Below are 23450 nucleotides of genomic sequence, written 5' to 3'. Positions count from 1 at the left end.
GGCCGGGGTCGGGCGGCGGGCCGCCGCCGGGCCAGGACGGTCATGGCGCGGGCGTACCCGTTACGGGCCGGCCGACACCCCATTCCGGCGCCCGTCGGCGTACCCGTGTCGTCCCGGACCACCGCCGGCCGGCTCCCCCCGGGCCGGCCGACGGCGGCAGACGGTCGACACCCCCCGGGCCGACCGGCTGTCCCCCGCCGTCCACCCGCATGGGCGGACCGGCGGGGTGGGACGCGCTCCCGCGCTCCGCCGCCCCCCACGGGGCGGAGCGCGGGAGCCCCCCGTCCCGGCTACTGCAGGAACGCCCCGAGGGGCGAGAGCAGCAGCCGGCCGAGCGCCGCGGCGTTGTCGTCCAACCGCGTGCGCTCACACTCGCGGGCGTCCGGATCGTGCCGGCACCGCCAGATCTTCTGCGCGTTCCGCCAGGCGACATCGCGGGTGTACTCGACCAGTTCCCCCTGGTACCAGTCGTCGATGTCGCCGTTGAGCATGTCGATGAGCAGCTGCCACCGCTCCAGGTAGCCCCGGCGCAGGCCGGGGATCTTGTCGGCGAAGATGTTGTTGATCTCGAGGTAGTCGTGGTGCTGGTCGCTGCCGTCGACCGGTTCGGACTCCAGGTGGTCGAACGTGGTGACAAGCGCGAACGGCAGGTCGAAGTTGATGTGCGCGTTGACACCCGCCGCCGCCGACGGCAACGGCCGGGCGTCCGGCCCGCGCATCCGCTCGAACAGGCACGACCACGCCTTCGGCGTGCCGGGGCTGGAGTCGGTCCACATCCGCATCGCGTCGAAGTACCGCGCCGCGAACTCGACGTCCAGCCGGGACAGGAACACCGGATCGACGAAGCGGTCGTCGTAGAGGCCGTCCAGCACACTGCTGGTGATGGTCAGGTAGAGCTTGTTGAAGTCGGCCAACGGGCAGCTCTCCTCCAGCGGAGGCAGCCGCACCAGCAGGTCCTGGAGTTTGGTGAGGTGATCGACCACGGCAGGCACGTCCGCGGGATGGTCGGCGAGCAGGTCGACGATGTCCCGGTGCACGGGCCCCCAGACCGGTTCGGTCATCTCTCCTCCATGGTGGTCCGCGGCACCCCCGTGCCGCCGTCGACGGGGCTCAGCCTCTCAGCCGACACCGAGCACCGGATCAGTAGAACGACGTATCCCGGCGCGCACACGCCCGGTGGTTGCCCGACGGTGTCGGTCAGCCGCGCCGGTTGCGCAGGTGGATCGCGCTGGCCTGCACGCGGGTACGGACCTGCAACTTGTCGAAGATGTGCGACACGTGCACGCCGATGGTCCGCTCGCTGATGAACAGCCGCTGGCCGATCTCCCGGTTGGTCAGCCCTTCGGCGACCAGGGCGAGCACCTCGCGCTCGCGGGCGGTGAGCGTGGCCAGCTCGTCGTCGGCCACCTCGCCCGGCCCGGCGCCCCGGGCGGTGTCGGTCTGCTCGCGCTCCTCCAGCGACACCCGCGCCCGCCCGGCCAGCTCCCGGATCTCCGAGGTCAACGGCACCGCGCCCAACCCCTGCGCGACCTCGTACGCGGCACGCAGCAGCTTGCCCGCGGTGGCCACCCGACTGCGCCGGGCCAGCAGCGCCTCGGCCTGCCGCAGCCGCGAGTACGCCGCCGGGTAGGGGTGGTTGCGCCGGTCCCACTCGGCGACCGAGGCCGCCCACAACTCCGGATCGCTGCCGTCCAGGCGGCTCACCTCGGCGGCGCACAACGCCAGGAACCCGTCCACCACCGACCGCACCGGGCCGGCCGCGGACGCGCTCTTGCGGGCCACCCGCTCGGCCACGTCCCGCAGCCGACGTACCGCCGTCGGGTCCACCGCCACGGTCCGGCTGGCGTGCGCCTCGGCCTCGGCCCGCAGGCCGTGCCAGACCAGCGCGGACAGGATCGTCACATCGTCGGAGCGGCTCTCGGTCAGGCCGCGCTGCACCGCCTGCCGCGCCACGTCGTGCCGGCCCTCCCACATGGCCAGCCCGGAGCGCAGGGTGAGCAACGGGATGACGTGCCGCGCCCCGCCGCCCGCGAGCAGCGTCGCCACCGCGTCGAGGTCCCGGCTGGCGGCGTCGATGTCGCCGTAGCCCACCGAGAGCCGGCACCGGGCCAGCAGCAGCTCGACGGCGTCCGCACCGGACGGTCGGTGCCGCAGCGCGGCGGCCACCACCTTCTCCGCCTCGGCCCACTGGCCCACCCGGAACAGGCCGTTGATGGCGATGGCGAGCAGCCGGGTCCCCCAGGTGCGGCCCAGCCCCAGCTCGGCCACCCGCTCGGCCCCGCGCCGGGCCACCACCACGCCCTCCTCGAGGACGTTCAGCGGCCCGGTCAACAGCTCCGCGAGGTGCAGGTACGCGCAGGCCACGTCCTCGGGCTGACCGGCGCGCTCGGCGGTGTCGAGGGCGTCGCGCATGACGGCGAGCCCGGCGTCCGGGTCCTCCAGGTAGGCGTCGCTGAAGCCCAGCGCGGAGCTGGCCAGCACCACCTCGGTGGCGGAGTCCTCGGCGTCGGCGGCCAGCGCCAGCGCCTCCCGGGCCCGCTGGCCGGCGTCGGCGTAGCGGCCCAGGTACAGCAGCAGCTCGGCCAACCGTGCGGCGGCGGTGGCCCGGTCGCGGGGGGAGCAGTCCGCCGCCTCCAACGCCCGCTGGTACTCCTCCTCGGCCAGCGCCGACCGCCCGGCTGCGGCCAGGTAGCGGGCCCGGCGGATGTGCAGCGCGCAGGTCGGCGCCCCGCCCTGCACCTCGGCCAGCTCCTCCAGCAGGGTCAGCGCCCGGGCGTGCTCCCCACAGTGATGGGCCGCCTCGGCGGCGTTGCCGAGCAGCTCGACCCGGTCCACGGCCAGCGAGCCTGAGTCGCCGGCCAGCTGCAACGCCACCGACCAGTGGCGGTGCGCCTCGGCGTAACCGTGCAGCCGCTCGGCCTCCTGCGCGGCGGCCACCGCCGCCGGCAACGCCCGCGCCGGCTCCCCGGCCAGCCGCCAGTGGTGCGCCAACCGGGCCTGGTGCAGCTCGCCCGGCGCGGCTGTCAACGCCTCGGCGTAGCGGCGGTGCAGCCCGGAGCGTTCGGCCGGCAGCAGCTCGTGCGCCAGCACCTCGGCGACGAGACGGTGCCGCAGCCGGTAGCCGTCGTCGGCGCCGACCAGCAGCCGGTGCGCCACGGCCGCCCGGGCCGCGTCGATCAGCTCCTCCTCCGGCAGCCGCAACACCTCGGCCAGCAGCCAGTGCTGCACCGGCTCGACCCCGGCGGCCACCGCGTGCACCACCGCGTGCGCGTGCTGGGGAAGCGCGTCCACCCGGTCGAGGAAGATCTCCCGCAGCGTCTCGGACAGCCCGACCCGACCGTCGCGCAGGTCACGGGCCAGCTCCTCGATGACGAACGGGTTGCCGCCACTGCGCTGCCACACCTGCTCGGCGGCCTCCGCCGGCAGCGGCCGGCCGACCACCGCCGCGGCGAGTTCCTCGGTGCCGGCGCGGTCCAGGGGGGCCAGGTCGAGCACCCGCACCGTCCGCAGCCGACGCAGCTCGGTGAGGACCCGGCGCAGCGGATGCGCGCCCTGCAACGACTCGGCGCGTACCGCGGCCAGCACCGACAGCTGAAGGTCGCCGAGGCCGGCGAGCAGGTAGAGCAGCAGTTGCCGGGTGCTGCGGTCGACCCACTGGAGGTCGTCGAGGATCAGCACCAGCGGCCGGCCCTCGGCGATCAGGTGCAGCCCCCGGGAGACCCGCTCCAGCAGCGCGCCCGCGCCGTCCGGGCCGGCGGTCTCGTCGGCGAACATCTGCAACAGGCCCCGCACCGCCGAGGAGGTACGGGACTGCGCGGCCGACAGGTCCGCGTCGAAGCGGCGCAACGCCTGGAGCAACGGGTGCAGCGGTGAGGCGTCGCCGATGTCCAGGCAACTGCCGGTCAGCACCAGGGCGCCCTGGTCACGCAACCGGTCGCCGATCTCGCCGAGCAGCCGGGTCTTGCCCACACCACTCTCGCCGGTCAGGAAGACGGCGGCGGTCTGCCCGTGCGCGACGTCACCGAGCAGCGCGGACCGAACCGTCTGCACCAGCCCGGCCCGACCCACGAGCGGTGCGGTGTCCACATCGCTGGCCATGGCACGCAGCCTAATCACAGGCCCCCGTACCGTTCTACGGCCATCTGCCGCTTGTGGTACTCCTCGCGTCGACATTGCGACTAAAGGTTGCGAGTGGCCGACATACGTCGTTCTGCCGATCCCCTGTCGGCCCAGGGGTGCCAATCTCCGATGGTCGTCAATCACCAGCGGGGAAAGGCCGGTGCGTAAACCATGACCAGCACCATCATCGACGCCCGGCGGACCCCGGACACACACTGGCCGGTACCGCAGGAGAGACGCACGGTAACCGTCCTCTTCGCCGACATCGTCGGCTCCACCGCGCTGGTGGACCGCCTGGACCCGGAGGACGTGCGGGAGCTGCAACGGGCCTACTTCGACACCGTCGCCGCCGTGCTGCACCGCTGGCACGGGGTCGTCGAGAAGTACGTGGGCGACGCGGTGATGGCACTCTTCGGCGCCCGGCACTCCGACGGCTTCGACGCCTACCGGGCGGTGCGCGCCGGACTGGAGATCCAGGCCGCGCTGGACGGCCGGCCGATGGTCGGGGACGTCCGGCTGCGTGTACGCGTCGGTGTCGCCACCGGCGAGGTCGTCGTCGACCTGGGCGGCGCCGTCAGCGGCGGCCACGGCGTGGCCAGCGGCGCGGTGATCACCACCGCGGCCCGCCTGCAGGAGTACGCCCCACCCGGCTCCGTCGCGCTCTGCGCGGGCACCGCGCGGGCCACCGCCGGGCTGATCGCCCAGCGTCAGCTGGCGCCGGTCCCGGTCAACGGCCGGGTGTCGCCGATGCCGGTCTGGCACGCCGTCGGCCCGGTCCGTCCGGGCACCGACCGGCACGACGGCCCGCTGATCGGCCGCCGCCGCGAGCTGGCCGCCATCACCGACCGGGTGACCCGGGCGATCCGCGAACACCAGCCGCAGTGGGTCTCCCTGGTCGGCCCCACCGGCAGTGGCCGCAGCCGGATGCTGCACGAGCTGACCCGCACGTTGCACACAGTGGACGGTCGCGCGGTCCGCTGGTGCGTGGTGAGCTGCCCGCCGTACCCCGATCAGGTGCTGGCGCCGGTCGCGGAGCTGCTGCGTGGCCTCGCCGGGATCCGCCACGGCGACGGCCCGGCGCTGGTCCGCGACCGGCTGGTGGCCGCGCTGACGCCGCTGCTCTCACCGACCGGGGTCGCCGAGGCGGTTCCGGCGTTGCGGCGATTGCTGGCCACCCCGGACGGCTCACCGGAGGCGCTGGCCGGCGCGGCGGTCTGCCGCGATGTCCTGCTGCGCCTGGCCGCCGTCCGACCGCTGGTCGTCGCCGTGGACGACGTGGATCGCGCCGCGCCCGAGGTGAGCCGCTTCCTGCACGCGCTGTTCACCGCAGCCACGACGCGGAGGCTGCCACTGGCCCTGCTCACCGTGCACCAGCCGCAGTGGGCCGACACCCGACCCGGTCCGGCCCGGCGGATGTCGATCCGACCCCTTGCGACCGTGCAGTCCGGGCGGCTGCTGCGCCACCTGCTGGCCCGGGCCGGGCAGCCGGTGGCCCTGGTCGACCGGCTGCTGCCGCTGGTCGGCGGCCGACCCGGGCACGCCGCCGCGTACGTGGCGGCGGTCGCCGCGGGCGCCGACCCGGTGGCGCTGCCCGAGCCGGTACGCCGGGCCGTCGGCGCGGAGGTGGACCACCTCGACGGCGAGCGACGGGCTGCGCTGATGGCCGCCGCGACCCTGGGCGGCATGGTCTCCGCGGCGACGCTGGACCGGGTGCTGGGCTGGACGCCCGGACGATCCGCGTCGGCGCTGCGCGGCCTGGCCGCCGCCGGGCTGCTCCTTCCCCACCGCACCGGCGGGTACGTGTTCGCCGCGCCCGCGCTGCGCCAGCTCGCCGCCGAGCGGTTGCCCCGCGCGCTGCGGGCCGTCTTCGCCCGCCGGGCCGCCGACACCCCGCGCCTGGACCCGGTCCACAAGCGTTCCCTCCCGCGCGACGACCGCGCTGGCGCCGTTCGTGCCACCGCCGCACAGGTGGAGGATGGCGATCCCCTGTCGCTGCGCCAACGCATCCCCGCCCCGACGATGCTCACCCGAGCAGCCACGCCGACTCCCGGGATCAGCCGTCCGCCGGGCGCCCGTCGCCTGCGAGCCGTCCCGGCGGCCGGCGCCGTGCCGCCAACCCACTCGTCCGGGCCGCCCGTCAACCTGCCCCGTCCGCCGTTGATCCGCCGACCGGACGGTCTGGCCGCCGCCTGAGGATCCGTGGGCGGCCGGGCGCGATGCCGGAGCGGTACGCCGTCCCGGGCGCACGAGGTGCGCGAGATCCGGCAGTGGTTGGTCGCCCTACGGTACGGACGCCGAGGCCAGCAGCGCGGCGGTGGGCAGCGCGAGCAGGCCGTCCGTGTCGCGGTAGGCGGCGGTCAGCTCGTCGTACGCGGCACGAATGCGGGCGATCATCTCCGGCGGCTGGGTCTCCATCACCAGACCCGGCCTGCTGATGCCGTTGGCGGGGCCGCTCCACCACACCTCAGGGTCCGTGCGGTGCACCCAGCTGATCGTCCCGCAACGCACGTCGGTGAGCCCGGCGGCGTCGAGCAGGCCCGCCAACCCTTCGGGAGTACGCGGGAAGTCCCGGTCCGCGTCCAAGCCGGGCGGAGCGGTCGAACGCTCGACCCCAGCGGCGTCGAAGACGTCCAGCCAGAGACCTTGCGCCCGGGGCGCAGGGTACGGCCAGATCGTCACCGCGATCCGGCCAGCAGGGCGAACGACACGGCCGAGCTCGTTGACCGTGGCCAGCGGATCACCCACGTGATTGAGCACGAAATTCGACACGGCGGCGTCGAAGGACCCGGCGGAGAACGGGAGGTGGGGCAGAGCCGCGAGGCAGACCCCGTCGGCGGACGGGACCCGCCGGCGCGCCAGCGCCACCATGCTGGGCTCGGCGTCGACGGCGACGACGGTGGCGCCCCGGGCACAGGCCAACCCGGCCACGGTCCCGGAGCCGGTGCCGGCATCGAGCACCCGCACGCCCGCACCGATGGCGGCGGCATCCAGCAACGACGGCGCGGGATGGGCACAGAGCGCGGCGAAGCTGGTGTCGTACGCCGTCGCGCGCCCGGCCCAGCGGGACCGCTCGTGGTCGTCGAAGGCTGTCGTCGTCATGACCACACCCGTTCAGAGGATCTTGGTGGTGCGGCCACGATATCGGACCGAGGGCGCCCCACACCTCGCCGTGCCTGATCGGTCAGTGCGCGGCCAGAAAGGCCAGCACCCGCGGCCACAGCGCGGCGGCGGCGTCCGGGGCGTACTCGGCCAGGTCCGGATCGGTGAACAGGTGCCCCACGCCGGGGTAGCGGAACACCGTCAGGTCGGCGCCGGCGTCGGTCATCGCCTGCTCCCACTCGTCGACCTCGTCCGGCGCGTCGTACGGGTCCGGGTCGGCGAGGTGCAGCTGCACCGGCAGTCCGGCGCGGACCGCGTCCGGCGCGCCACCGGTGCCGTGCAGCAGGAGCAGCCCGGCGCTGTCGGGGCGCTCGGCCAGCAGCGCCCCGGCGATGCCGGCGCCCATCGAGAAGCCGGCGAGCACCGTCTCGGAGGGCAGGTCACGCAGCGCGGCCCGGGCCCGGTCGAGCACCACGTCCTGGCCGATCTTGTCGAGCAGCGCGAAACCCTCCTCGACGGTGTCGGTGGCGGCGACGCCGTACAGATCGGGGGTGGTGACCCGGTGGCCTGCGGCGCGCAACCGGTCGGCGGCGGCGCGCACGGCGGGCCGCCGCCCGTACACGGAGTGGAACAGCACGACGTGTCGCATCCGGTCATCCTGCCGCAGCCGGTCGTCCGTCCGGTGTGGCCACGCGGGACGGATCTCAGACCAGCGCCGCCAACCGCGCGACGAGGTCGGTGGGCGCCGGCATCGTGGCGATCTCCCGGCTGACCTGCCCGGCGGCGGCGCGCAGGCCGTCATCGGTGAGCAGCCGGGTCAGCGCCTGCGCCGCGGTGGTGGACCAGCGCCGCTCCGGCCGGCAGCGCCTCGTCCAGCGGAATCCAGCCGACCACCCGTACGTTGCCGGGCAGCGAACGCGCCGACCGCTCATCCGAGCGGACCAGCACGAACTCGGCGTCCAACCTGGGCGACGGCGGCGACGCCGCGGGGCCCGTGTCGACGGGCGGTCCGCGCGTGCGGGTGAGGGGCGCCGGGCCGAGCGTGGTGCCCGACCCGGCGTCGCTCTGATCATCGCCCCGCCATCCTCCCGCAATTGCAAAAGATGTGCAACAAGGTCTGGACCAGAGGCGGTGGAGTAACTAGCCTGATCGTCATGAGTCCTTACATCACGGATGCGTCGGCCTGGCAGGAGAGCTGGGACCTCCAGCAGGAGGCCTACCTACCGGACCGGGAACACCGCCTCACCACGATGCTCGACGCCGTCGACGCCGTCCTCGACGGGCGGCCACCGCGCCTGCTCGACCTGGCCGGCGGCACCGGCAGCATCTCGCTGCGGACGCTGGCGCGCTTCCCCGGCGCCGAGGTGACCCTGGTGGACCTCGACCCGGCGCTGCTCGCCATCGCCGGCGCCTCGCTGGGCGACCGGGCCACCATCGTCACCGCCGATCTCGGCACCCCCGACTGGCGGGCCGCACTCCCCCATGACGGGTACGACGCCGTCCTCACCGCCACCGCCCTGCACTGGCTGCCCGCCGAGCGGCTGAGCGCGCTCTACGCCGAACTGCGCGACGTGCTGCGACCGGGCGGGGTCTTCGTCAACGCCGACCACATGCCCGAGGACACCCTGCCGGAGCTGACCAAGCGACTGATGGACCGGGCACGTGACCGGCGCGACGCCCGGTACGCCGCCGGCTCCGTGCTGTCCTGGTCGCAGTGGTGGGAGCGGGCCGCCGCCGACCCGGCGCTCGCCCCACTGGTGGCCCAGCGGCACGCCATCTACCCGACCGGGCACAGCCCGGAGTGGAACCCGCCGGCCTCCTGGCACCTCGCCGCGCTCACCGACGCCGGATACCGCGAGGTGGGCACACTGTGGCGCGGCGGCCCGGACGCCGCCGTGGCCGCACTACGCTGAGGACCCGTGTCAGAGCCACTGGACCCGCGCACCGACCCCGACGTCGACCTTCGCGTCCCCGCCGACCGGAGAGAGCTGACCGTCCGCCCCGCGACGGTTCTCGGCACGATCGCGGCCGGCGGGGTGCTCGGCGCGCTGGCCCGGGCCGGCCTTCAGCACCTCGCACCGCACGCGCCGACCGGGTTCCCGTGGGCGACGTTCGGCGTCAACCTGTCCGGCTGCCTGCTGATCGGCGTACTGATGGCGACACTCGCGCACGTCGGCGGCGGACACCCCCTGGCCCGACCGTTCCTCGGGGTCGGGGTGCTGGGCGGCTTCACCACCTTCTCCACGTACGCGGTCGACGTCCAGCAGGCGCTGGTCGCGGGCGCCCCGGGTACCGCGGTGGCGTACCTGGCCGCGACGCTGCTCGGGGCGCTCGTCGCGGTCGGGTTGGGTGACGCCGCGACTGCCGCGCTGCTGCGACGGCGGGCAGCCCGGTGACGGTGCTGCTCGTCGCCCTGGGCGCGGCCGTCGGCGCACCACTGCGCTACCTCACCGACCGGGCCGTGCAGTCCCGGCACGGCTCCGCGTTCCCGTGGGGCACGTTCACCGTCAACGTGATCGGGTCGCTGCTGCTCGGCGTCCTCGTCGGATGGCCTGCCGGGACGGCGGTCGGCGCGCTGCTGGGCACCGGCTTCTGCGGCGCGCTGACCACCTACTCCACCTTCAGTTACGAGACGCTGCGGCTGGTCAGGGGCGGCCACCGGCTCCTCGCCCTCGCCAACGCGCTGGGCAGCGTGGCCGCCGGGCTCGCCGCCGCCTGCCTCGGATACGCCCTGGCCGGCTGACCCACACCGAGGGTATATACGCGAGGTATACCCTCGGTGTAGCCTCCTGGCATGAGCGTGCCACTGACCCTGCTCGGCCTCCTCGAACGAGAGCCCAGCCACGGATACGACCTCAAGCGCGACTACGACGCCTTCTTCGGCCGGGGCAAGCCACTGCCGTTCGGCCAGGTCTACTCCACCCTCAGCCGCCTGGCCCGGGACGGGAAGGTGGTCATCAGCGACGTCGCCCCCGGCTCCGGCCCCGACCGCAAGCGCTACATCATCACCGACCTGGGCGCGACCGAGGTCGAGCAGTGGCTGACCCAGCCGGTCGACCCGGAACCGCACCTGCAGACGGTGCTCTTCGCCAAGGTCGTGCTCGCGCTGATGCTCGACCGTCCCGCCGCCGAGTACCTCGACACCCAGCGCAGGGCGCACCTGCACCGGATGCGCGAGCTCACCGAGATCAAGCGCGCCGGCAGCCTCGTCGACGCGCTGCTCGCCGACCACGGCCTCTACCACCTGGAGGCGGACCTCCGGTGGATCGAGATGACCGGCGCCCGGCTGGACGCCCTACGCAAGGAGGTGCGGTCATGAGCGTCGTCATCGAGGCCCGCGACGTGACGTTCGCCTTCGGCCAGACGCCCGCCCTGCGCGGTGCCAGCGTCGCCGTGGACGCCGGCGAGATCCTCGCCATCATGGGCCCCAGCGGCTCGGGCAAGTCCACCCTGCTGCACTGCCTGGCCGGCATCCTCGTGCCCGACTCCGGCGAGATCCTCTTCGACGGGATCCGGGTGCACGCCATGGCCGAGACCCAGCGCAGCAGCCTGCGCCGGGACCGCTTCGGCTTCGTGTTCCAGTTCGGCCAGCTCGTCCCCGAGCTCACCGCCGTGGAGAACGTCGCCCTGCCGCTGCTGCTCAGCGGCGTACGCCGGTCGCAGGCGCTGCCGAAGGCCAGGGCCTGGTTCGCGCGCCTCGGCCTGGACGGCCTGGAGCACCGACGCTCGGGTGAGCTGTCCGGCGGGCAGGCGCAACGCGTCGCCCTCGCCCGGGGCCTGGTCGCCGAACCGCAGGTGCTCTTCGCCGACGAGCCGACCGGCGCGCTCGACTCGCTCACCGGCGAGCAGGTCATGGACCTGCTGGTCGGCACCGCCCGCGAACAGGGCACCACTGTCATCCTGGTCACCCACGAGCCGAGGATCGCGGCGTACGCCGACCGCGAGGTCATGGTCCGTGACGGGCGCGTCAACGCGCCGGACCGGATCGCCTCGTGATCCGCTTCGGGCTCCGGCTGGCCGTGGCCGGCGGCCGGGAGGCGCTCACCCGCCTGGTCGTCATCGCCGCCGCCGTCGCAATCGGCAGTGGGCTGCTGCTGACCACCCTGGCCGGGGTCAACGCGGTAAACGCCCAGCTCACCCGGTACGCGTCGATGTATCCCCAGGCTTCGGCCGGCGACGCCGACCCGCTGTGGTGGTCGACCCGGCAGGACTACTTCCACGGCAAGCAGATCATTCGGATCGACGTCGCCGCGACCGGCTCGACCTCACCCACCCCGGTCGGCATCCCGACCACTCCGGGGCCGGGCGAGTACTACGCCTCGCCCGCGTTGCGGGCACTGCTGCCCGCCCACCCGGCCGACCAACTGGGGGACCGGTTCCCGGGGAATGACCTCGGCGCAGTTGGGCCGGCCGCCCTCACCTCGCCGGACACCCTGCTCGTCGTCGTGGGTGGCACCCCCGACGAGGTCGCCAAACTGCCCCACGCCAGGCAGGTCACCAGCGTCGGCGACGCCCCCGCCCTGCCCGAGACCGCGGTGAATCTCATCCTGGGCGTCATCGCCGGCGGGCTGCTGTTTCCCGTGCTGATCTTCATCGGCACGGCCACCCGGCTCAGCGCCGCCCGCCGGGAGCAGCGCTTCGCCGCGATGCGCCTGGTCGGCGCGACACCCCGGCAGATCGCGATCGTCGCCGCCGTGGAGGCGACCGCCGCCGCCATCGCCGGCACCGCCGTCGGCTTCGGGCTGTTCTACGCCTTCCGCGACCCGCTCGCGGGCATCCCGTTCACCGGCATGCCGTTCTTCCCCGGCGACATGTCGCTGGGCGTGCTGGACGTCCTGCTCGTAGCGCTCGGCGTACCGGCCGGCGCGGCGGTGGCAGCACAGATCTCGCTGCGCCGCGTACGGATCTCGCCGCTGGGCGTCACCCGGCGGGTCACGCCACGGGCACCGCGCGCGTACCGGTTGATCCCGATGCTGCTCGGCGTCGCAGTGCTGGTGTTCGCGCTCGGCTACCGACCCGAGTCGTCAGACGGCCAGACCGCCATCTTCCTGCCCGGCCTGCTGCTCATCATGGCCGGCCTGGTCCTCGCCGGCCCGTGGCTGACGATGGTCGGCGCCCGGGTCCTGGCCCGGTACGCCAACCGTCCGGCCACGCTCATCGCCGCGCGACGCCTCGCCGACAACCCGAAGGCCGGGTTCCGGGCGATCAGCGGCATCATGCTCGCGCTCTTCGTCACCAGCGTGGCTGTCGGCGTGATCACCACGATCATCGCCAACCGGGGTCCGGCGCCGATCGGCTCGACCGATGCGGGAACCGTGAACACGGTCTTCACCGAGAAGGCCCCGTCGGTGCCCGACACGCTGTTCGCCGAGCTGCACGCGATCACCGGGGTGCGGTCCGCGACCGCGATCCGGGAAGCCCCGGACGTGAACAGCGGCGGCGAGGGCGGGGTGATCGCCTGCGCCGACCTCCCGAGCGCGTACGGCCGGTGCGCCCAGGGCGCCACAGTCATCGAGGTGCCGATGGGTCTCAGCCGCTGGCAGGAGTCGGCGTCGTCCACAACGGAGTGGCGCGCGGCGTCGATCACGCTCGACGACCTCCAGCGGCTGCCGGTGATCTCGATAGTCGTCGGCACCGACGGTTCCGCCACCGCCATCGAGCGCACCCGCACCGTACTGGAGGTCGCCTACCCGACCTTCTGGGTGGGGCCGAACGTGCCCGGCGACTTCGAGTCGGACTTCGCCAACACGCTGCGCGGGTGGGAACAACTCGCCAACGTCATCATCGTGGCCAGCCTCGCGCTCGGCGGGTGCAGCCTCGCGGTCAGCGTCATCGGCGGGCTCACCGAGCGTCGACGACCGTTCAGCCTGCTGCGCCTCAGCGGAGCACCGGTGCGGGTCCTGCGCCGGGTGATCGCGTTGGAGAGCGCCGTGCCGATGCTCGCCGTCGCGGCGGTCGCCATCGGAATGGGCCTGCTCGCCGCCCACCTGTTTCTCCGGGCACAGATGAACTACACGCTCATCGCGCCGGAGCCGCGCTTCTACGTGATCGTCGTCGTCGGGTTGGCAGCCTGCCTCGGCGTCATCGCCTCCACCCTGCCGCTGCTGGAACGCATCACCGGGCCGGAGACCGCCCGCAGCGAGTGACCGTCATCCCGTCGGCCCGGTGGTGGCGAGGGCCACCACCGGGCCGAGGACGAAGACGGCGGGCGGACAGACACCCTCCCGGGCGGCGACCGCACCGATCTCGTCCAGCCGGGCGGGCACCGACCGCTGGTCGGGCAGCCCGGCGTCCTGCACGGCCAGCACCGGGGTCTCCGGGGCACGACCGTGCTCGATCAGCACGGTCGCGATCTTGGCGATGGTGTCGACGGCCATCAGCAGCACGACGGTGCCCCGGGCCCGGGCCAGCGCCGCCCAGTCGACGAGCGAGTCGGGGTGCCCGGGCGGCAGGTGCCCGGACACGACTGTGACGTCGTGCGCCACGCCCCGGTGCGTCACCGGCACGCCGGCTAGAGCCGGTGCGGCGAGCGCGCTGCTCACCCCGGGCACCACCGTCACCGGCACACCGGCCGCCGCGCAGGCCTGCACCTCCTCGTGGCCGCGTCCGAAGACGTACGGGTCGCCGCCCTTGAGCCGGACCACCCGGCGGCCGGCGCGGGCGTGTGCCACCAGGGCCGCGTTGATCGCCTCCTGGGCCATCGACGGGCCCCGGGGCACCTTCGCGGCGTCGACCACGAGCACGTCGGGGCGCAGCCCGGCGAGCAGCCCCTGCGGGGCGAGTCGGTCGACCACCACCACGTCCGCCGCGTCGAGCAGCGCCTTGCCGCGTACCGTGATCAGGTCGTCGGGTCCGGGCCCGCCGCCGACCACGGCGACCGAACCGTGCTCGTGCCCGTGGTGATGGTGGTGGTCGTGCCCGTGGTGATGGTGGTGGCCGACCGGGTCGTCGGGGTGGTCGTGCGGGCGTTGCGGGCGACCCACCTTGTCCGCGAAGCCGGGCATCAACACCCGGTACGCGCAGGTGTCGCAGTTCATCCGGATGTCCCCGCCCAGCGCCTCGGCGTACCGCTGCAGGACGAGGTCGGCGAGGGCGTCACAGTCGCCGATCACCTCGGCGACGCGGACGTCGAGGTCGGGGTGGGCGGCGGCGAACTCCGCCGACTGGGCGACGATCCGGTCCGGAAGCACCCCGGCGAACAGGAAGTACGGTGCCACCACGATCCGCCGCGCGCCGAGGCGGCGCAGGCGCTCCAGCACGGCCGGCACCGACGGCTGCGCCAGGGAGATGAACCCCGGCTCCACACCCGCGTAGCCGCGTCCCTCCCAGAGCAGCCGGGCGACCTTGGCGACCTCGGCGTTGGCGTCCGGGTCGGTGGACCCCCGCCCGATCAAGGCCACCCACGTGCCGGCCCGGTCGGCACCAACCAGCGCCGTGTCGATGCGCTGTTCGAGGGCTTCGTGCAGCAGCGGGTGCGGGCCGAGCGGGCGGCCGTAGCGGTAGCTGAGCCCGGGATGACGCTCCTGCTCCCGCGCCATCGCTGCGGGGATGTCGCCCTTGCCGTGCCCGGCGGCGGTGAGCACCAGCGGCAACGCCACGAGCGCCAGGTGCCCGCGTGCCACGAGCGCGCCGACCGCGTCGGTCAGCGGTGGGCGGGACAGCTCGATGAAGCCGCCCTCGACGTCGCCGACGTCGCCGCGACCGCGGACCCGCTCGACGAGAGCGGCGAACTGCTCGACCCCGGCCGCGCTGCGCGTGCCGTGCCCGACGATGACCAACCCGGTCATGACTTCTCCTCGACGTAGAGCAGGGCGTTGAGGGCGGCGGCGGCGACCGCCGAGCCACCCTTCTCCCCCACGTTTGACACGGCGGGCAGGCCGCTGACCCGCAGCGCCGCCTTCGACTCGGCGGCACCCACGAAGCCGACCGGCAGGCCGACGACCAGCGCCGGCGCGGCGTCCACTGTGAGCAGTTCGACGAGCGCGGTCGGCGCGCAGCCGACCACCCAGACCGCGCCGGGACCAACCCGGGTCAGGGCGATCCGTACGGCCGCCGCCGAGCGGGTGATGCCGGCCGCGCGGCCCAGCTCGGCGGCGGCCGGCTCGGCGACCGGGCAGACCAGCTCCAGGCCGGCCCGGGTGATGCCGGCGGCGACCATCGCCACGTCGGTGACCACTGGCGCCCCGGCGCGCAGCGCGGCCAGCCCCGACCCCAGGGCGGCCTCGTCGCAGACCAGGTCGTCGACGTACGCGAGGTCGGCGCTGGCGTGCACCACCCGCTCGGTCACCGCGCGGCTCAGCGGCGGCAGGTGCGACAGGTCGACGCGCTCGCGCAGGATGCGGTACGACTCAGCCTCGATGGGGTGCACCACCCGGCTCATCGGGCTCCTTCACAGGTGTCGGGCTCGACGACGCGGATGGCGTCGACCGGGCAGATCTCCAGGCACTCCAGGCAGCCGGTGCACCGGTCGGCGCGGACGGTGAGGCCACCGGCGACCGGTCGGATCGCGTGCGTGGGGCAGGTGAGCAGGCAGGCGCCGCAGCCCTGGCACGCGCCGATGGTCACGAGCGCCACCGGTACCCCCGGGGTGTGACCATGCGGCGGGCGACCATTCTCGTATCGCTGCTGCCGACCACGACGACGCTGTACATGTCGACAACCCCCGGGTCGAGGGTCGCCAGGGTGGCCAGGTGCACCCGTTCGCCGGGGCGGCTGGCGTTGCGCACCACACCGACCGGGGTGTGCGGTGGCCGGTGCGCGGCGAGGATGCCGAGCGCCTTGCCGAGCTGCCAGTCGCGGGCCCGGCTGCGCGGGTTGTAGAAGAGCGTCACGAAGTCACCCTCGGCGGCGGCGGTCACCCGCCGCTCGATGACCTCCCACGGGGTGTGCAGGTCGGACAAGCTCACGTAGGCGTGGTCGTGGCCGAGGGGAGCGCCGAGCAGCGCGCCGGCCGCGAGGGCGGCCGTCACCCCGGGCACGCCCACCACGTCGATCCGCTCGTCGGCGTACTCCAGGGCGGGGCTGGCCATCGCGTACACCCCGGCGTCGCCGGACCCGACAAGCGCGACCGCCCGGCCGGCGGCGGCCTCGGCGACGGCGGCGCGCGCCCGCGCCTCCTCCGCGCCCAGCCCGCTGGAGAGCACCCGGGTGCCGGGGCGGAGCACGTCGCGGACCTGGTCGAGGTACTGGTCGAGGCCGACCACCACGGCGGCGCGGCGCAGCTCGGCAACCGCGCGCGGGGTGCGCAGGTCGGCGGCGCCCGGCCCGAGCCCCACCACCGCGAGCCGGCCGCGCGGCGCGTGCCGCGCCACGGCCACGGTGGCCATCGCCGACGCGGTCTTCCCGACCAGCAGCGTGGCGTCGTCGGCCCGGCCGTCCGGGCCGAGCAGCGCCGCGGCCTCCGCCACGCTCGGCGTGCCGACCGCGGCGCGGACCACCTCGCTGGGGTGCGGCACGTCGACCGCCGCCAGTCGCGTCGCCGGCCAGGTCACCAGGGGTACGCCGAGCGCGTCGGCGGTGCTGCGGATGCCCGCCTCGTCGGCCTTGACATCGGCGCTGGCCAGGCACCGCAGGCTCGCCGGGTCGAGGCCGGCCTCGGCCAGCACCCGGTGCAGCAGCTCGGCCACCTCGGCGGCCGGTACGCCCCGACTCGCGCCCACCCCGGCGACCAGCGAGGGGGGCCGCAGCACCGCGATCCGCTCGTCGAGCGGCACGACCCGGTCGGTGACCAGCAGCCGGTACCCGTCGTCCGTCGTGTCCTCGCCGGCGGGGCGCACGTTCGGGGGCAGGGCGGGCAGCGGCCAGTCGGCGTCGGCGACCAGGCGGACCGGTTCACCGTCCAGGATGGCCCGGGACACGGCGGCGACCGCCCCTTGCACCGGCCAGCCGAGGGTGTCCAGTCCCGGCAGGTCGACCGCGTCGGTGGCGGTGGTGATCACCGGTCGGGCGTCCAGCAGGGCGCCGACGGCCTCGGCGAGAGCGTTGCCGCCGCCGGCGTGCCCGCCGAGCAGCGCCACGGCGTGCCGGGCCGCCTCGTCGACGACCACCACGGCCGGATCGGTGCGCTTGTCGTCGAGCAGCGGCGCGAGGATCCGTACCACCGCGCCGGTAGCCAGGAACGCCACCACGGCGTCGCACTCCGCCCAGGCGCTGCCCAGCGCGTCGGCGACGCTCTCCCCCTCGATGAGGCGGGCGTGCGGCCAGGCGGCGGTGACGGTGTCGGCGTGCCGCCGACCGGCGGCGGTGGCCGCCACCAGGCCGATGCGGGCCGGCGGGTTCTGGTCGGTCACGGGCGCTCCCCGGTGAGGACGACCACCGGGTTGGTGGCCGCGAGGCGGATCGACCCGCCGGGCAGGTCGGCGAGGCGGGCGGCGGAGAGCTGGCAGCCCTCGACCGCGTAGCCGGCGGCACGCAGCAGTCCGACGGCCGGCGCGACCCGGTCCAGGGCGGCCAGGGTGAGCACCACCCGGTCGGGCCGGCGGGCCGCCACGGCGGCGAGGACGTCGATCCCGCCACCGCCGACGAAGACCGCGTCCGGCTCGGGCAGCCCGGCCAGCGCCTCCGGTGCGCGCCCGATGACCAGTCGGACGTCGACGGCGTGCGCGGCGGCGTTGGCCCGGATCGTCGCGGCGGAGTCGGTGTCCCGTTCGACGGCGAGTACGGCCGCGCCGAGCGACGCGCACTCGATGCCCACCGAGCCGCTGCCCGCGCCGACGTCCCAGATCAGCCGGCCGAGGCGGGGACGCAGCCGGGCGACGACGAGGGCGCGCACCTCCGACTTGGTGATCATGGAGTCGCGGTGGGCGTACCGGTCCTCCGGCAGCGCCCACCCGCCGGCGGGGGCGGCGGCGGGCTGGTTGTCCGACCGCATCGCGCCGACGTCGACCGCGTCGGCGATGCTGAGCAGCACGTGCGGGTCGGACCAGGTTCCGGCCGCCGTCTGCTCGGGGGTCACCTCGCGGATCCGTTCGGCGGCTGTGCCCAGGTGCTCGGCGACCAGCAGGCGGCGGGACCAGCCGACCAGGCCGGCGCCCAGCTCGGCCGCGCCGGCGCCGGGCGCGGTGAGCACCGCGACCAGCGGCAGCGCCCGGCAGGCGTTCAGGGCGGCTCGGGGGTCACGCCCGTGCGCGGTGACCACGGCGGCGCCGTCCCAGGGCAGCCCGACGCGGGCGAACGCGGCGGCCACACTGGACACCGCCGGCACCACCCGCAACGGCAGCCCTGCCGCGCGCAGCCGCCGGACGATGCCGAACAGGCCGGGATCGCCGCTGGCCAGCACCACGGCCGGCACTCCGGCGTCGACGGCCTCGGCGAGGCGGCGCAGGGCGGGGGCGAGCGGCCCGAGGGCGATGCTGTCCGCGCCGGCCGGTACGGGCACCGACGCCAGGTGCCGGGCGGCCCCGACCACCAGCCCGGCGGCGGCCAGCACCGGCGCGAGCGCGGGGTGCGGCGGGGCGCCGGCGGCGTCCAGACCGACCACTGTCACGACGGTCATCGGGGCCACCGGCCGGACGAGGCGACGACGTGCGCTCCGGCGAAGTCGACCATCGCCACGTCCACGGTGACCGTCGGCCCGGCGAAGCGCCGCAGCACCTGGCGGACCCGTCGGCAGAGCAGATCCCCGGCCGGAGCGAGCAGCCCGGCGGCCTCCCACAGCTCGTACGCGTGCCGTCCGGTGTTCGCCTCGGTCACCGCCGCCACCAGCGCCGGGTCACCGCCGGCGTCGGCGGTCACCGCGCCGAGCAGCGACAGGTCCACCCTGGAGCGGGTGTAGTGGGTCATCAGGATGCCCGCCGCGAGTTTCGCCAGCTTGCCGGCCATGCCGACGAAGACCACCCCGGTCATGTCGTCACCCACGGCGGCGGTCACCGCCGCCCCGGTGAAGTCGCCGACCTCGACGAAACACACCTCGGGCAGGTCCGGCAGCAGCGCGCGGGCGGCCCGCTCGGTACGCCCGCCGGTGCACAGCACCACGGTCCGCTCGCCCTGGGCGGCCATCACGTGCACCGCCTGCACCACGCTGGCCCGCCAGGAGGCGGTGGAGAAGGGCCGGACGATCCCCGTCGTGCCGAGGATCGAGATGCCGCCGAGGATGCCGAGCCGACGGTTGGTGGTCTTGCGGGCCATGATCTCGCCCCGCGGCACGCTGATCACCACGCGGACGCCGACCTCGCCCAGGTCGACCACCTCGGCCACCGCCTCGCCGATCATCCGGCGGGGGGTGTCGTTGATCGCCGGGCCGCCGACGGCGAGCCCGAGACCGGGCTTGGTGACCGTGCCGACGCCGGCGCCGCCGGCCAGTCGCAGCCCGGGCACGTCGGTCCAGTCCACGGTGGCGGTCAGCTCGGCCCCGTGGGTGACGTCCGGGTCGTCCCCGGCGTCCTTGACGACCACCGCCTCGGCGCGGACCGGCGGGGTGCCGGTCACCTCGCAGCGCTCCACCGGGAAGCGCACCCGCCGCCCGGCGGGCAGCCCGATCTCCACCTCCGGCTGCACCTCGCCGGTCACCAGGGCGGTGACCGCGGCCTTCGCCGCCGCCGTCGCGCAGGCGCCGGTGGTCCAGCCGGTACGCAGCGCGGTGGGCCGGACCTTCGCGGTACGCGGCAGGTCCGGCTCGCGCAGCGGCGGCTCGGCGTACGTCACGGTGTGTCTGTCCCCCCGGCGCGGGCGCCGGCCTGGCGGCGCAGCTCGGCGCGGGCGCCGGCCTGGCGGAGCAGCTCGGCGCGGGCGGCCGGCTCGGCCCGGCGGAAGGCGTGGAAGTGCCCGGGGTGGTACAGGTGCGAGCGGGTGCCCTCGGCGGCCAGGGCCGGCCCGACGAGGAAGAGGGTGTGCTTCCACAGCTTGTGCTGTTTCACAGTCGCCTCCAGGGTGCCGACCGTGCAGCGCACCACCAGCTCGTCCGGCCAGGTCGCCTGGTACGCCACCACGGCCGGGGTGTCCGCCGGGTAGCCGCCGGCCAGCAGCTCGGTCTGCACCTGACCGGACCGGGCGGCGGAGAGGAACAGCGCCATGGTGGTGCCGTGCCGGGCGAAGTCCCGGACCCGCTCGCCGGGCGGCATCGGGGTCTTGCCGCCTTCGAGGCGGGTGAGGATCACCGACTGGGCGACCTCGGGGACGGTCAACTCCCGACCGACGATCGCCGCGACGGCCGTGAACGACGACACCCCGGGCACGATCTCGACGGCCAGGCCGAGCGCCCGGCACAGGTCCAGTTGTTCCTGCACGGCACCCCAGAGCGCCGGGTCGCCGGAGTGGATCCGCGCCACCGTCAGCCCCTGCCCGGCGGCCCGCTCGTAGAGCGGCAGCACCCCCTCGATGGGCAGCTGCGACGAGTCGACGACCTCCGCGTCGGGGCGGACGTGTGCCAGGACGTCGGCGTGCACCAGGCTGGCCGCCCAGATCACGATGTCGGCCTCGGCGATCACCCGGGCGGCCCGCAGGGTCAACAGGTCCGCCGCGCCGGGGCCGGCCCCGACGAACCACACAGTGCCGTCGCTGGTCACAGCTTTCCTCCTCGGTTGTCGCGGCGGGCGGGGACCAGCAGCGTCGACAGGTACGGCAGGTCGTGGTCGGTGTCGTCGACCGGGCCCACGTGTTCGCCGGGCAGGCCGAGGCCGCGGCCGAGCACCGCGTCGTCGAGCCGACCCTGCCGGCGTAGCTCGGCGAGCAGTTCGGGGTGCCGCCGCCAGCCCTTGTAGGCGACCACGGTGCCCGGCCCGGCGAGGGCGTCGGCGAACAGCGCCAGGCCAGCCGTGGCCGGCAGCAGGGTGAGCGGTTCGCGTCCCTCACAGAGCGGGACAGCGCTGCGCGATGCCAGCTCCTGCATGGCGGTCACCCCCGGCACGGTCGCCACCCGCACCGCCGGGAGCAGCGCCCGGACGCTCTGCGCCAGGTAACCGAAGGTGGAGTAGACGTTCGGGTCACCGATGGTGGCGAAGGCCAACGACTGCGCGCCGGCGTCGATCGTCTCGACCACCGCGCGGGCCGCGGCGTCCCAGGCCGCCGCCCGTCGGGCGGTCACCCCACCCCGGTCGTCCAGGGCGAACGGCAGCCGGCGCAGCCGGTCCGCCGCCACGTACTGGCGTACGGTGGCCTCGGCCCGCCCGGCGTCCGGTCGGTCCGCCATCACGGGTACGAACACCGCGTCGGCCTCGCGCAGGATCCGCACCGCCTTGACGGTGAGCAGTTCCGGGTCGCCCGGCCCGACCCCGACCCCGGTCAGCGTGGCGGTCATCGGCACGCCTCGACCAGGCGGCGGGCCGCGTCGGGGTGCCCGGCCCAGTGGGTGTGCAGGTAGGACGCGTGCACCCGGCCGGTGACGAAGCCGTGGTCCGCGTCGTTCCAGCGCCACGCCGGCCGGTCACCGTGCCGCGGGTCGGTGGTGGTGCGGTGGAACTCGTGGCCGCGTACCGGCTGACCGCTGCGGACCACCGGGGAGTCGGCGACCGCCACGGCCTCGCGGTAGCCGAGGGTGAGTCGGCCTGTCATCCGGGCGGTCAGGTCCAGCCGGCCGCACATCGGCGCCCCGTCCAGGGACCGCCCGAGGTAGAGCAGCCCGGCGCACTCGGCCACGATCGGCCCGTCGAAGTCGGCCAGCTCGGCGCGGAGCGTGGCGTTGCCGGCCAGCGCCTCCGCGTACGCCTCGGGGAACCCGCCGCCGATCACCACCGCGCGGGTGCCGGCGGGCAGCGTCGGGTCACGCAGCGGGTCGACGGTGACCACGTCCGCCCCGGCGGCGGTGAGCAGTTCGGCGGTCTCCGCGTACGAGAAGGTGAAGGCCGGACCACCGGCGAGCGCGACACGTGGTCGCTCGACGCCGGCCGGCCCGCCGACTGCGGTGAGCGGATCCCAGGCCGGGGCGGTCAGCGGTGCGGCGGTCCGGGCCAGGTCGAGCACGGCGTCGAGATCCACTGTGGCCTCGACCAGGTCGGCCAGGGCGGTGACGATCGCCAGGGACTCGGGCGCCCGCTCGGCGACCGGAACCAGCCCGAGGTGCCGGGCCGGCGCGGCCACCTCGGCGGCGCGGGTGACCGCGCCGAGCACCGGTACGCCCACCTCGGCGAGGGCGTCGCGCAGCAGCGTCTCGTGCCGGGGCGAGCCGACCCGGTTGAGGATGACCCCGCCGATCCGTACCGCCGGGTCGAAGGCGGCCATGCCGAGGGTCAGCGCGGCGGCCGAGCGGCCCTGCGCGGCGGTGTCGAGGACCAGCAGCACGGGCGCGTCGATGAGCCGGGCGACGTGGGCGGTGGAGGCGAAGTCGCGGCGGCCGACGGCGCCGTCGTGCAGGCCCATGACGCCCTCGACCACGGCGACGTCGACGGGCGTGGGGACGCTCGCGCCGTGCCGCAGCAGCGGCGCGATCAGGTCGGCGCCGACCAGGAACGGGTCGAGGTTGCGGCCGGGGCGCCCGGCGGCGAGGGCGTGGTAGCCGGGGTCGATGTAGTCCGGGCCGACCTTGTGCGGGCTGACCGTGAGGCCACGGCGGCGCAGCGCGGCGAGCAGCCCGGTGGCGACTGTCGTCTTGCCGTGCCCGCTGGCCGGCGCGGCGACCACCACCCGGGGCAGCGGCCACGGCTCGGCGCTCACCATTCGATGCCCTTCTGGCCCTTCTGGCCGGCGTCCATCGGATGCTTGACCTTGGTCAGCTCGGCCACCAGGTCGGCGGCGGCGACCAGGCGCGGGTCGGCGTTCCGGCCGGTGATCACGACGTGTTGGAAGCCGGGCCGGTCGGTCAGGGTGGCGACCACCTCGTCGACGTCCACCCAACCCCACGCCATCGGGTAGGTGAACTCGTCCAGCACGTACATTCCGTAGCGCTCGGCGGCCAGGTCACGCTGGATCTGCCGCCACCCCTCCAGGGCGTCGGCGGCGTGGTCGGCCTCGCCGCCGCGCTGGATCCAGGACCAGCCCTCGCCCATCTTGTGCCAGGCCACCGGGGCGCCCTGGCCGGTACGTTCGTGCGCCTCGCCGAGCGCGCGGAAGGCGTTCTCCTCCCCCACCCGCCACTTGGCGCTCTTGACGAACTGGAACACCCCGACCGGCAGCCCGGCGGTCCAGGCCCGCAGGGCCAACCCGAAGGCAGCGGTCGACTTGCCCTTCATCTGTCCGGTGTGGACGATCAGCAGTGGCCGGTGCCGCCGCTGCCGGGTGGTCAACCCGTCGGCTGGCACGTGACTCGGCTGTCCCTGCGGCATCAGCGCTGTCTCCCTCGTCCCGCGATCGTGCGGTTTCTG

Annotated in this window: 21 protein-coding genes and 1 pseudogene; 7 read left to right on the top strand and 15 right to left on the bottom strand. The window is 75.0% G+C overall.

The features are described from left to right. Positions 1-290: 290 nt before the first annotated feature. The gene (locus FHG89_RS01145) at positions 291-1061 is read right to left on the bottom strand and encodes a DUF5995 family protein (protein ID WP_139582057.1); all 771 of its coding nucleotides are present in this window, start codon (positions 1059-1061) and stop codon (positions 291-293) included. A 136-nt stretch (positions 1062-1197) separates the two neighbouring features. Then, complete coding sequence (locus FHG89_RS01140) at positions 1198-4098, bottom strand: helix-turn-helix transcriptional regulator (RefSeq protein ID WP_139582056.1); 2901 nt, start codon at positions 4096-4098, stop codon at positions 1198-1200. 192 nt (positions 4099-4290) lie between these two features. Here FHG89_RS01140 and FHG89_RS01135 point away from each other — a divergent pair, with 192 nt between their 5' ends. Next, positions 4291-6312, top strand: a complete 2022-nt coding sequence (locus FHG89_RS01135) for an AAA family ATPase (RefSeq protein ID WP_139582055.1) — start codon at positions 4291-4293, stop codon at positions 6310-6312. Positions 6313-6399: 87 nt separating this feature from the next. On the opposite strand, the gene FHG89_RS01130 is transcribed toward FHG89_RS01135, so the two are convergent. The 3 genes from FHG89_RS01130 to FHG89_RS34370 all read right to left on the bottom strand — a co-directional run bounded on the left by FHG89_RS01130 (position 6400) and on the right by FHG89_RS34370 (position 8166). Continuing rightward, positions 6400-7218 (bottom strand): class I SAM-dependent methyltransferase, encoded by an 819-nt coding sequence (locus FHG89_RS01130; protein ID WP_139582054.1) that lies wholly within the window; start codon positions 7216-7218, stop codon positions 6400-6402. A gap of 82 nt (positions 7219-7300) precedes the next feature. Then, positions 7301-7867, bottom strand: a complete 567-nt coding sequence (locus tag FHG89_RS01125) for a dienelactone hydrolase family protein (protein WP_139582052.1) — start codon at positions 7865-7867, stop codon at positions 7301-7303. Between the two features lie 149 nt (positions 7868-8016). Further along, positions 8017-8166 (bottom strand): nucleotide disphospho-sugar-binding domain-containing protein, encoded by a 150-nt coding sequence (locus tag FHG89_RS34370; RefSeq protein ID WP_425280140.1) that lies wholly within the window; start codon positions 8164-8166, stop codon positions 8017-8019. 206 nt (positions 8167-8372) lie between these two features. Here FHG89_RS34370 and FHG89_RS01115 point away from each other — a divergent pair, with 206 nt between their 5' ends. The 6 genes from FHG89_RS01115 to FHG89_RS01090 are packed head-to-tail and all read left to right on the top strand — an operon-like array spanning position 8373 to position 13364. After that, entirely contained in the window at positions 8373-9131 is a 759-nt protein-coding gene (locus tag FHG89_RS01115) for a class I SAM-dependent methyltransferase (protein ID WP_139582051.1), read from the top strand. Between the two features lie 6 nt (positions 9132-9137). Continuing rightward, complete coding sequence (locus FHG89_RS01110) at positions 9138-9614, top strand: fluoride efflux transporter FluC (RefSeq protein ID WP_139582049.1); 477 nt, start codon at positions 9138-9140, stop codon at positions 9612-9614. Beyond that, positions 9611-9961 carry a fluoride efflux transporter CrcB gene (gene crcB, locus FHG89_RS01105; protein WP_139582047.1) on the top strand — a complete coding sequence of 117 codons (351 nt, stop codon included), beginning with the start codon at positions 9611-9613 and terminating at the stop codon, positions 9959-9961. Before FHG89_RS01110 ends, crcB begins: the two co-directional genes overlap by 4 nt. Positions 9962-10012: 51 nt before the next feature. After that, complete coding sequence (locus tag FHG89_RS01100) at positions 10013-10537, top strand: PadR family transcriptional regulator (RefSeq protein ID WP_139582045.1); 525 nt, start codon at positions 10013-10015, stop codon at positions 10535-10537. Then, complete coding sequence (locus tag FHG89_RS01095) at positions 10534-11214, top strand: ABC transporter ATP-binding protein (protein WP_139582044.1); 681 nt, start codon at positions 10534-10536, stop codon at positions 11212-11214. The genes FHG89_RS01100 and FHG89_RS01095 overlap by 4 nt, the downstream gene beginning before the upstream one ends. After that, entirely contained in the window at positions 11211-13364 is a 2154-nt protein-coding gene (locus FHG89_RS01090) for an ABC transporter permease (protein WP_139582041.1), read from the top strand. The genes FHG89_RS01095 and FHG89_RS01090 overlap by 4 nt, the downstream gene beginning before the upstream one ends. A 3-nt stretch (positions 13365-13367) precedes the next feature. Here the strand turns inward: FHG89_RS01090 and cobA are convergent, their stop codons facing one another. The 10 genes and pseudogenes from cobA to cobO all read right to left on the bottom strand — a co-directional run bounded on the left by cobA (position 13368) and on the right by cobO (position 23411). Then, positions 13368-15005 (bottom strand): uroporphyrinogen-III C-methyltransferase, encoded by a 1638-nt coding sequence (gene cobA / locus FHG89_RS01085; protein WP_139582040.1) that lies wholly within the window; start codon positions 15003-15005, stop codon positions 13368-13370. Continuing rightward, the gene (locus FHG89_RS01080) at positions 15002-15598 is read right to left on the bottom strand and encodes a precorrin-8X methylmutase (protein WP_139582038.1); all 597 of its coding nucleotides are present in this window, start codon (positions 15596-15598) and stop codon (positions 15002-15004) included. The genes cobA and FHG89_RS01080 overlap by 4 nt, the downstream gene beginning before the upstream one ends. Beyond that, complete coding sequence (locus tag FHG89_RS01075) at positions 15595-15792, bottom strand: 4Fe-4S binding protein (RefSeq protein ID WP_139582036.1); 198 nt, start codon at positions 15790-15792, stop codon at positions 15595-15597. The genes FHG89_RS01080 and FHG89_RS01075 overlap by 4 nt, the downstream gene beginning before the upstream one ends. Continuing rightward, the gene (gene cobJ / locus FHG89_RS01070; RefSeq protein ID WP_139582035.1) at positions 15780-17507 is read right to left on the bottom strand and encodes a precorrin-3B C(17)-methyltransferase; all 1728 of its coding nucleotides are present in this window, start codon (positions 17505-17507) and stop codon (positions 15780-15782) included. The genes FHG89_RS01075 and cobJ overlap by 13 nt, the downstream gene beginning before the upstream one ends. Next, positions 17504-18829 (bottom strand): precorrin-6y C5,15-methyltransferase (decarboxylating) subunit CbiE, encoded by a 1326-nt coding sequence (gene cbiE / locus FHG89_RS01065; RefSeq protein ID WP_425280139.1) that lies wholly within the window; start codon positions 18827-18829, stop codon positions 17504-17506. The genes cobJ and cbiE overlap by 4 nt, the downstream gene beginning before the upstream one ends. Continuing rightward, a pseudogene (locus FHG89_RS01060) lies at positions 18790-19860 on the bottom strand (cobalt-precorrin-5B (C(1))-methyltransferase); the annotation flags it as partial. The gene cbiE and the pseudogene FHG89_RS01060, both read right to left, overlap by 40 nt. Next, complete coding sequence (gene cobM / locus FHG89_RS01055; protein WP_139582032.1) at positions 19857-20720, bottom strand: precorrin-4 C(11)-methyltransferase; 864 nt, start codon at positions 20718-20720, stop codon at positions 19857-19859. The gene cobM and the pseudogene FHG89_RS01060, both read right to left, overlap by 4 nt. After that, the gene (gene cobI, locus FHG89_RS01050; RefSeq protein ID WP_139582031.1) at positions 20717-21451 is read right to left on the bottom strand and encodes a precorrin-2 C(20)-methyltransferase; all 735 of its coding nucleotides are present in this window, start codon (positions 21449-21451) and stop codon (positions 20717-20719) included. The genes cobM and cobI overlap by 4 nt, the downstream gene beginning before the upstream one ends. Continuing rightward, entirely contained in the window at positions 21448-22806 is a 1359-nt protein-coding gene (locus tag FHG89_RS01045) for a cobyrinic acid a,c-diamide synthase CobB (protein WP_139582029.1), read from the bottom strand. Before FHG89_RS01045 ends, cobI begins: the two co-directional genes overlap by 4 nt. After that, positions 22800-23411, bottom strand: coding sequence for a cob(I)yrinic acid a,c-diamide adenosyltransferase (gene cobO, locus FHG89_RS01040; protein WP_139582027.1), 612 nt, complete (start codon positions 23409-23411; stop codon positions 22800-22802). Before cobO ends, FHG89_RS01045 begins: the two co-directional genes overlap by 7 nt. Positions 23412-23450: the final 39 nt, after the last annotated feature.

The sequence above is a fragment of the Micromonospora orduensis genome (assembly GCF_006228125.1).
GTDB lineage: Bacteria > Actinomycetota > Actinomycetes > Mycobacteriales > Micromonosporaceae > Micromonospora > Micromonospora orduensis.
The sequence above is the reverse complement of the archived record's forward strand: the minus strand, read 5'-3'. Positions and strand labels throughout refer to the sequence as shown.

Excerpts from the sequence above, each read along its gene's own strand:
- FHG89_RS01145 (WP_139582057.1), bottom strand. The coding sequence starts at position 1,061 with ATGACCGAACCGGTCTGGGGGCCCGTGCACCGGGACATCGTCGACCTG.
- FHG89_RS01140 (WP_139582056.1), bottom strand. The coding sequence starts at position 4,098 with ATGGCCAGCGATGTGGACACCGCACCGCTCGTGGGTCGGGCCGGGCTG.
- FHG89_RS01135 (WP_139582055.1), top strand. The coding sequence starts at position 4,291 with ATGACCAGCACCATCATCGACGCCCGGCGGACCCCGGACACACACTGG.
- FHG89_RS01130 (WP_139582054.1), bottom strand. The coding sequence starts at position 7,218 with ATGACGACGACAGCCTTCGACGACCACGAGCGGTCCCGCTGGGCCGGG.
- FHG89_RS01125 (WP_139582052.1), bottom strand. The coding sequence starts at position 7,867 with ATGCGACACGTCGTGCTGTTCCACTCCGTGTACGGGCGGCGGCCCGCC.
- FHG89_RS01115 (WP_139582051.1), top strand. The coding sequence starts at position 8,373 with ATGAGTCCTTACATCACGGATGCGTCGGCCTGGCAGGAGAGCTGGGAC.
- FHG89_RS01100 (WP_139582045.1), top strand. The coding sequence starts at position 10,013 with ATGAGCGTGCCACTGACCCTGCTCGGCCTCCTCGAACGAGAGCCCAGC.
- FHG89_RS01095 (WP_139582044.1), top strand. The coding sequence starts at position 10,534 with ATGAGCGTCGTCATCGAGGCCCGCGACGTGACGTTCGCCTTCGGCCAG.
- cobA (WP_139582040.1), bottom strand. The coding sequence starts at position 15,005 with ATGACCGGGTTGGTCATCGTCGGGCACGGCACGCGCAGCGCGGCCGGG.
- FHG89_RS01080 (WP_139582038.1), bottom strand. The coding sequence starts at position 15,598 with ATGAGCCGGGTGGTGCACCCCATCGAGGCTGAGTCGTACCGCATCCTG.
- cobI (WP_139582031.1), bottom strand. The coding sequence starts at position 21,451 with ATGACCGCCACGCTGACCGGGGTCGGGGTCGGGCCGGGCGACCCGGAA.
- FHG89_RS01045 (WP_139582029.1), bottom strand. The coding sequence starts at position 22,806 with ATGGTGAGCGCCGAGCCGTGGCCGCTGCCCCGGGTGGTGGTCGCCGCG.
- cobO (WP_139582027.1), bottom strand. The coding sequence starts at position 23,411 with ATGCCGCAGGGACAGCCGAGTCACGTGCCAGCCGACGGGTTGACCACC.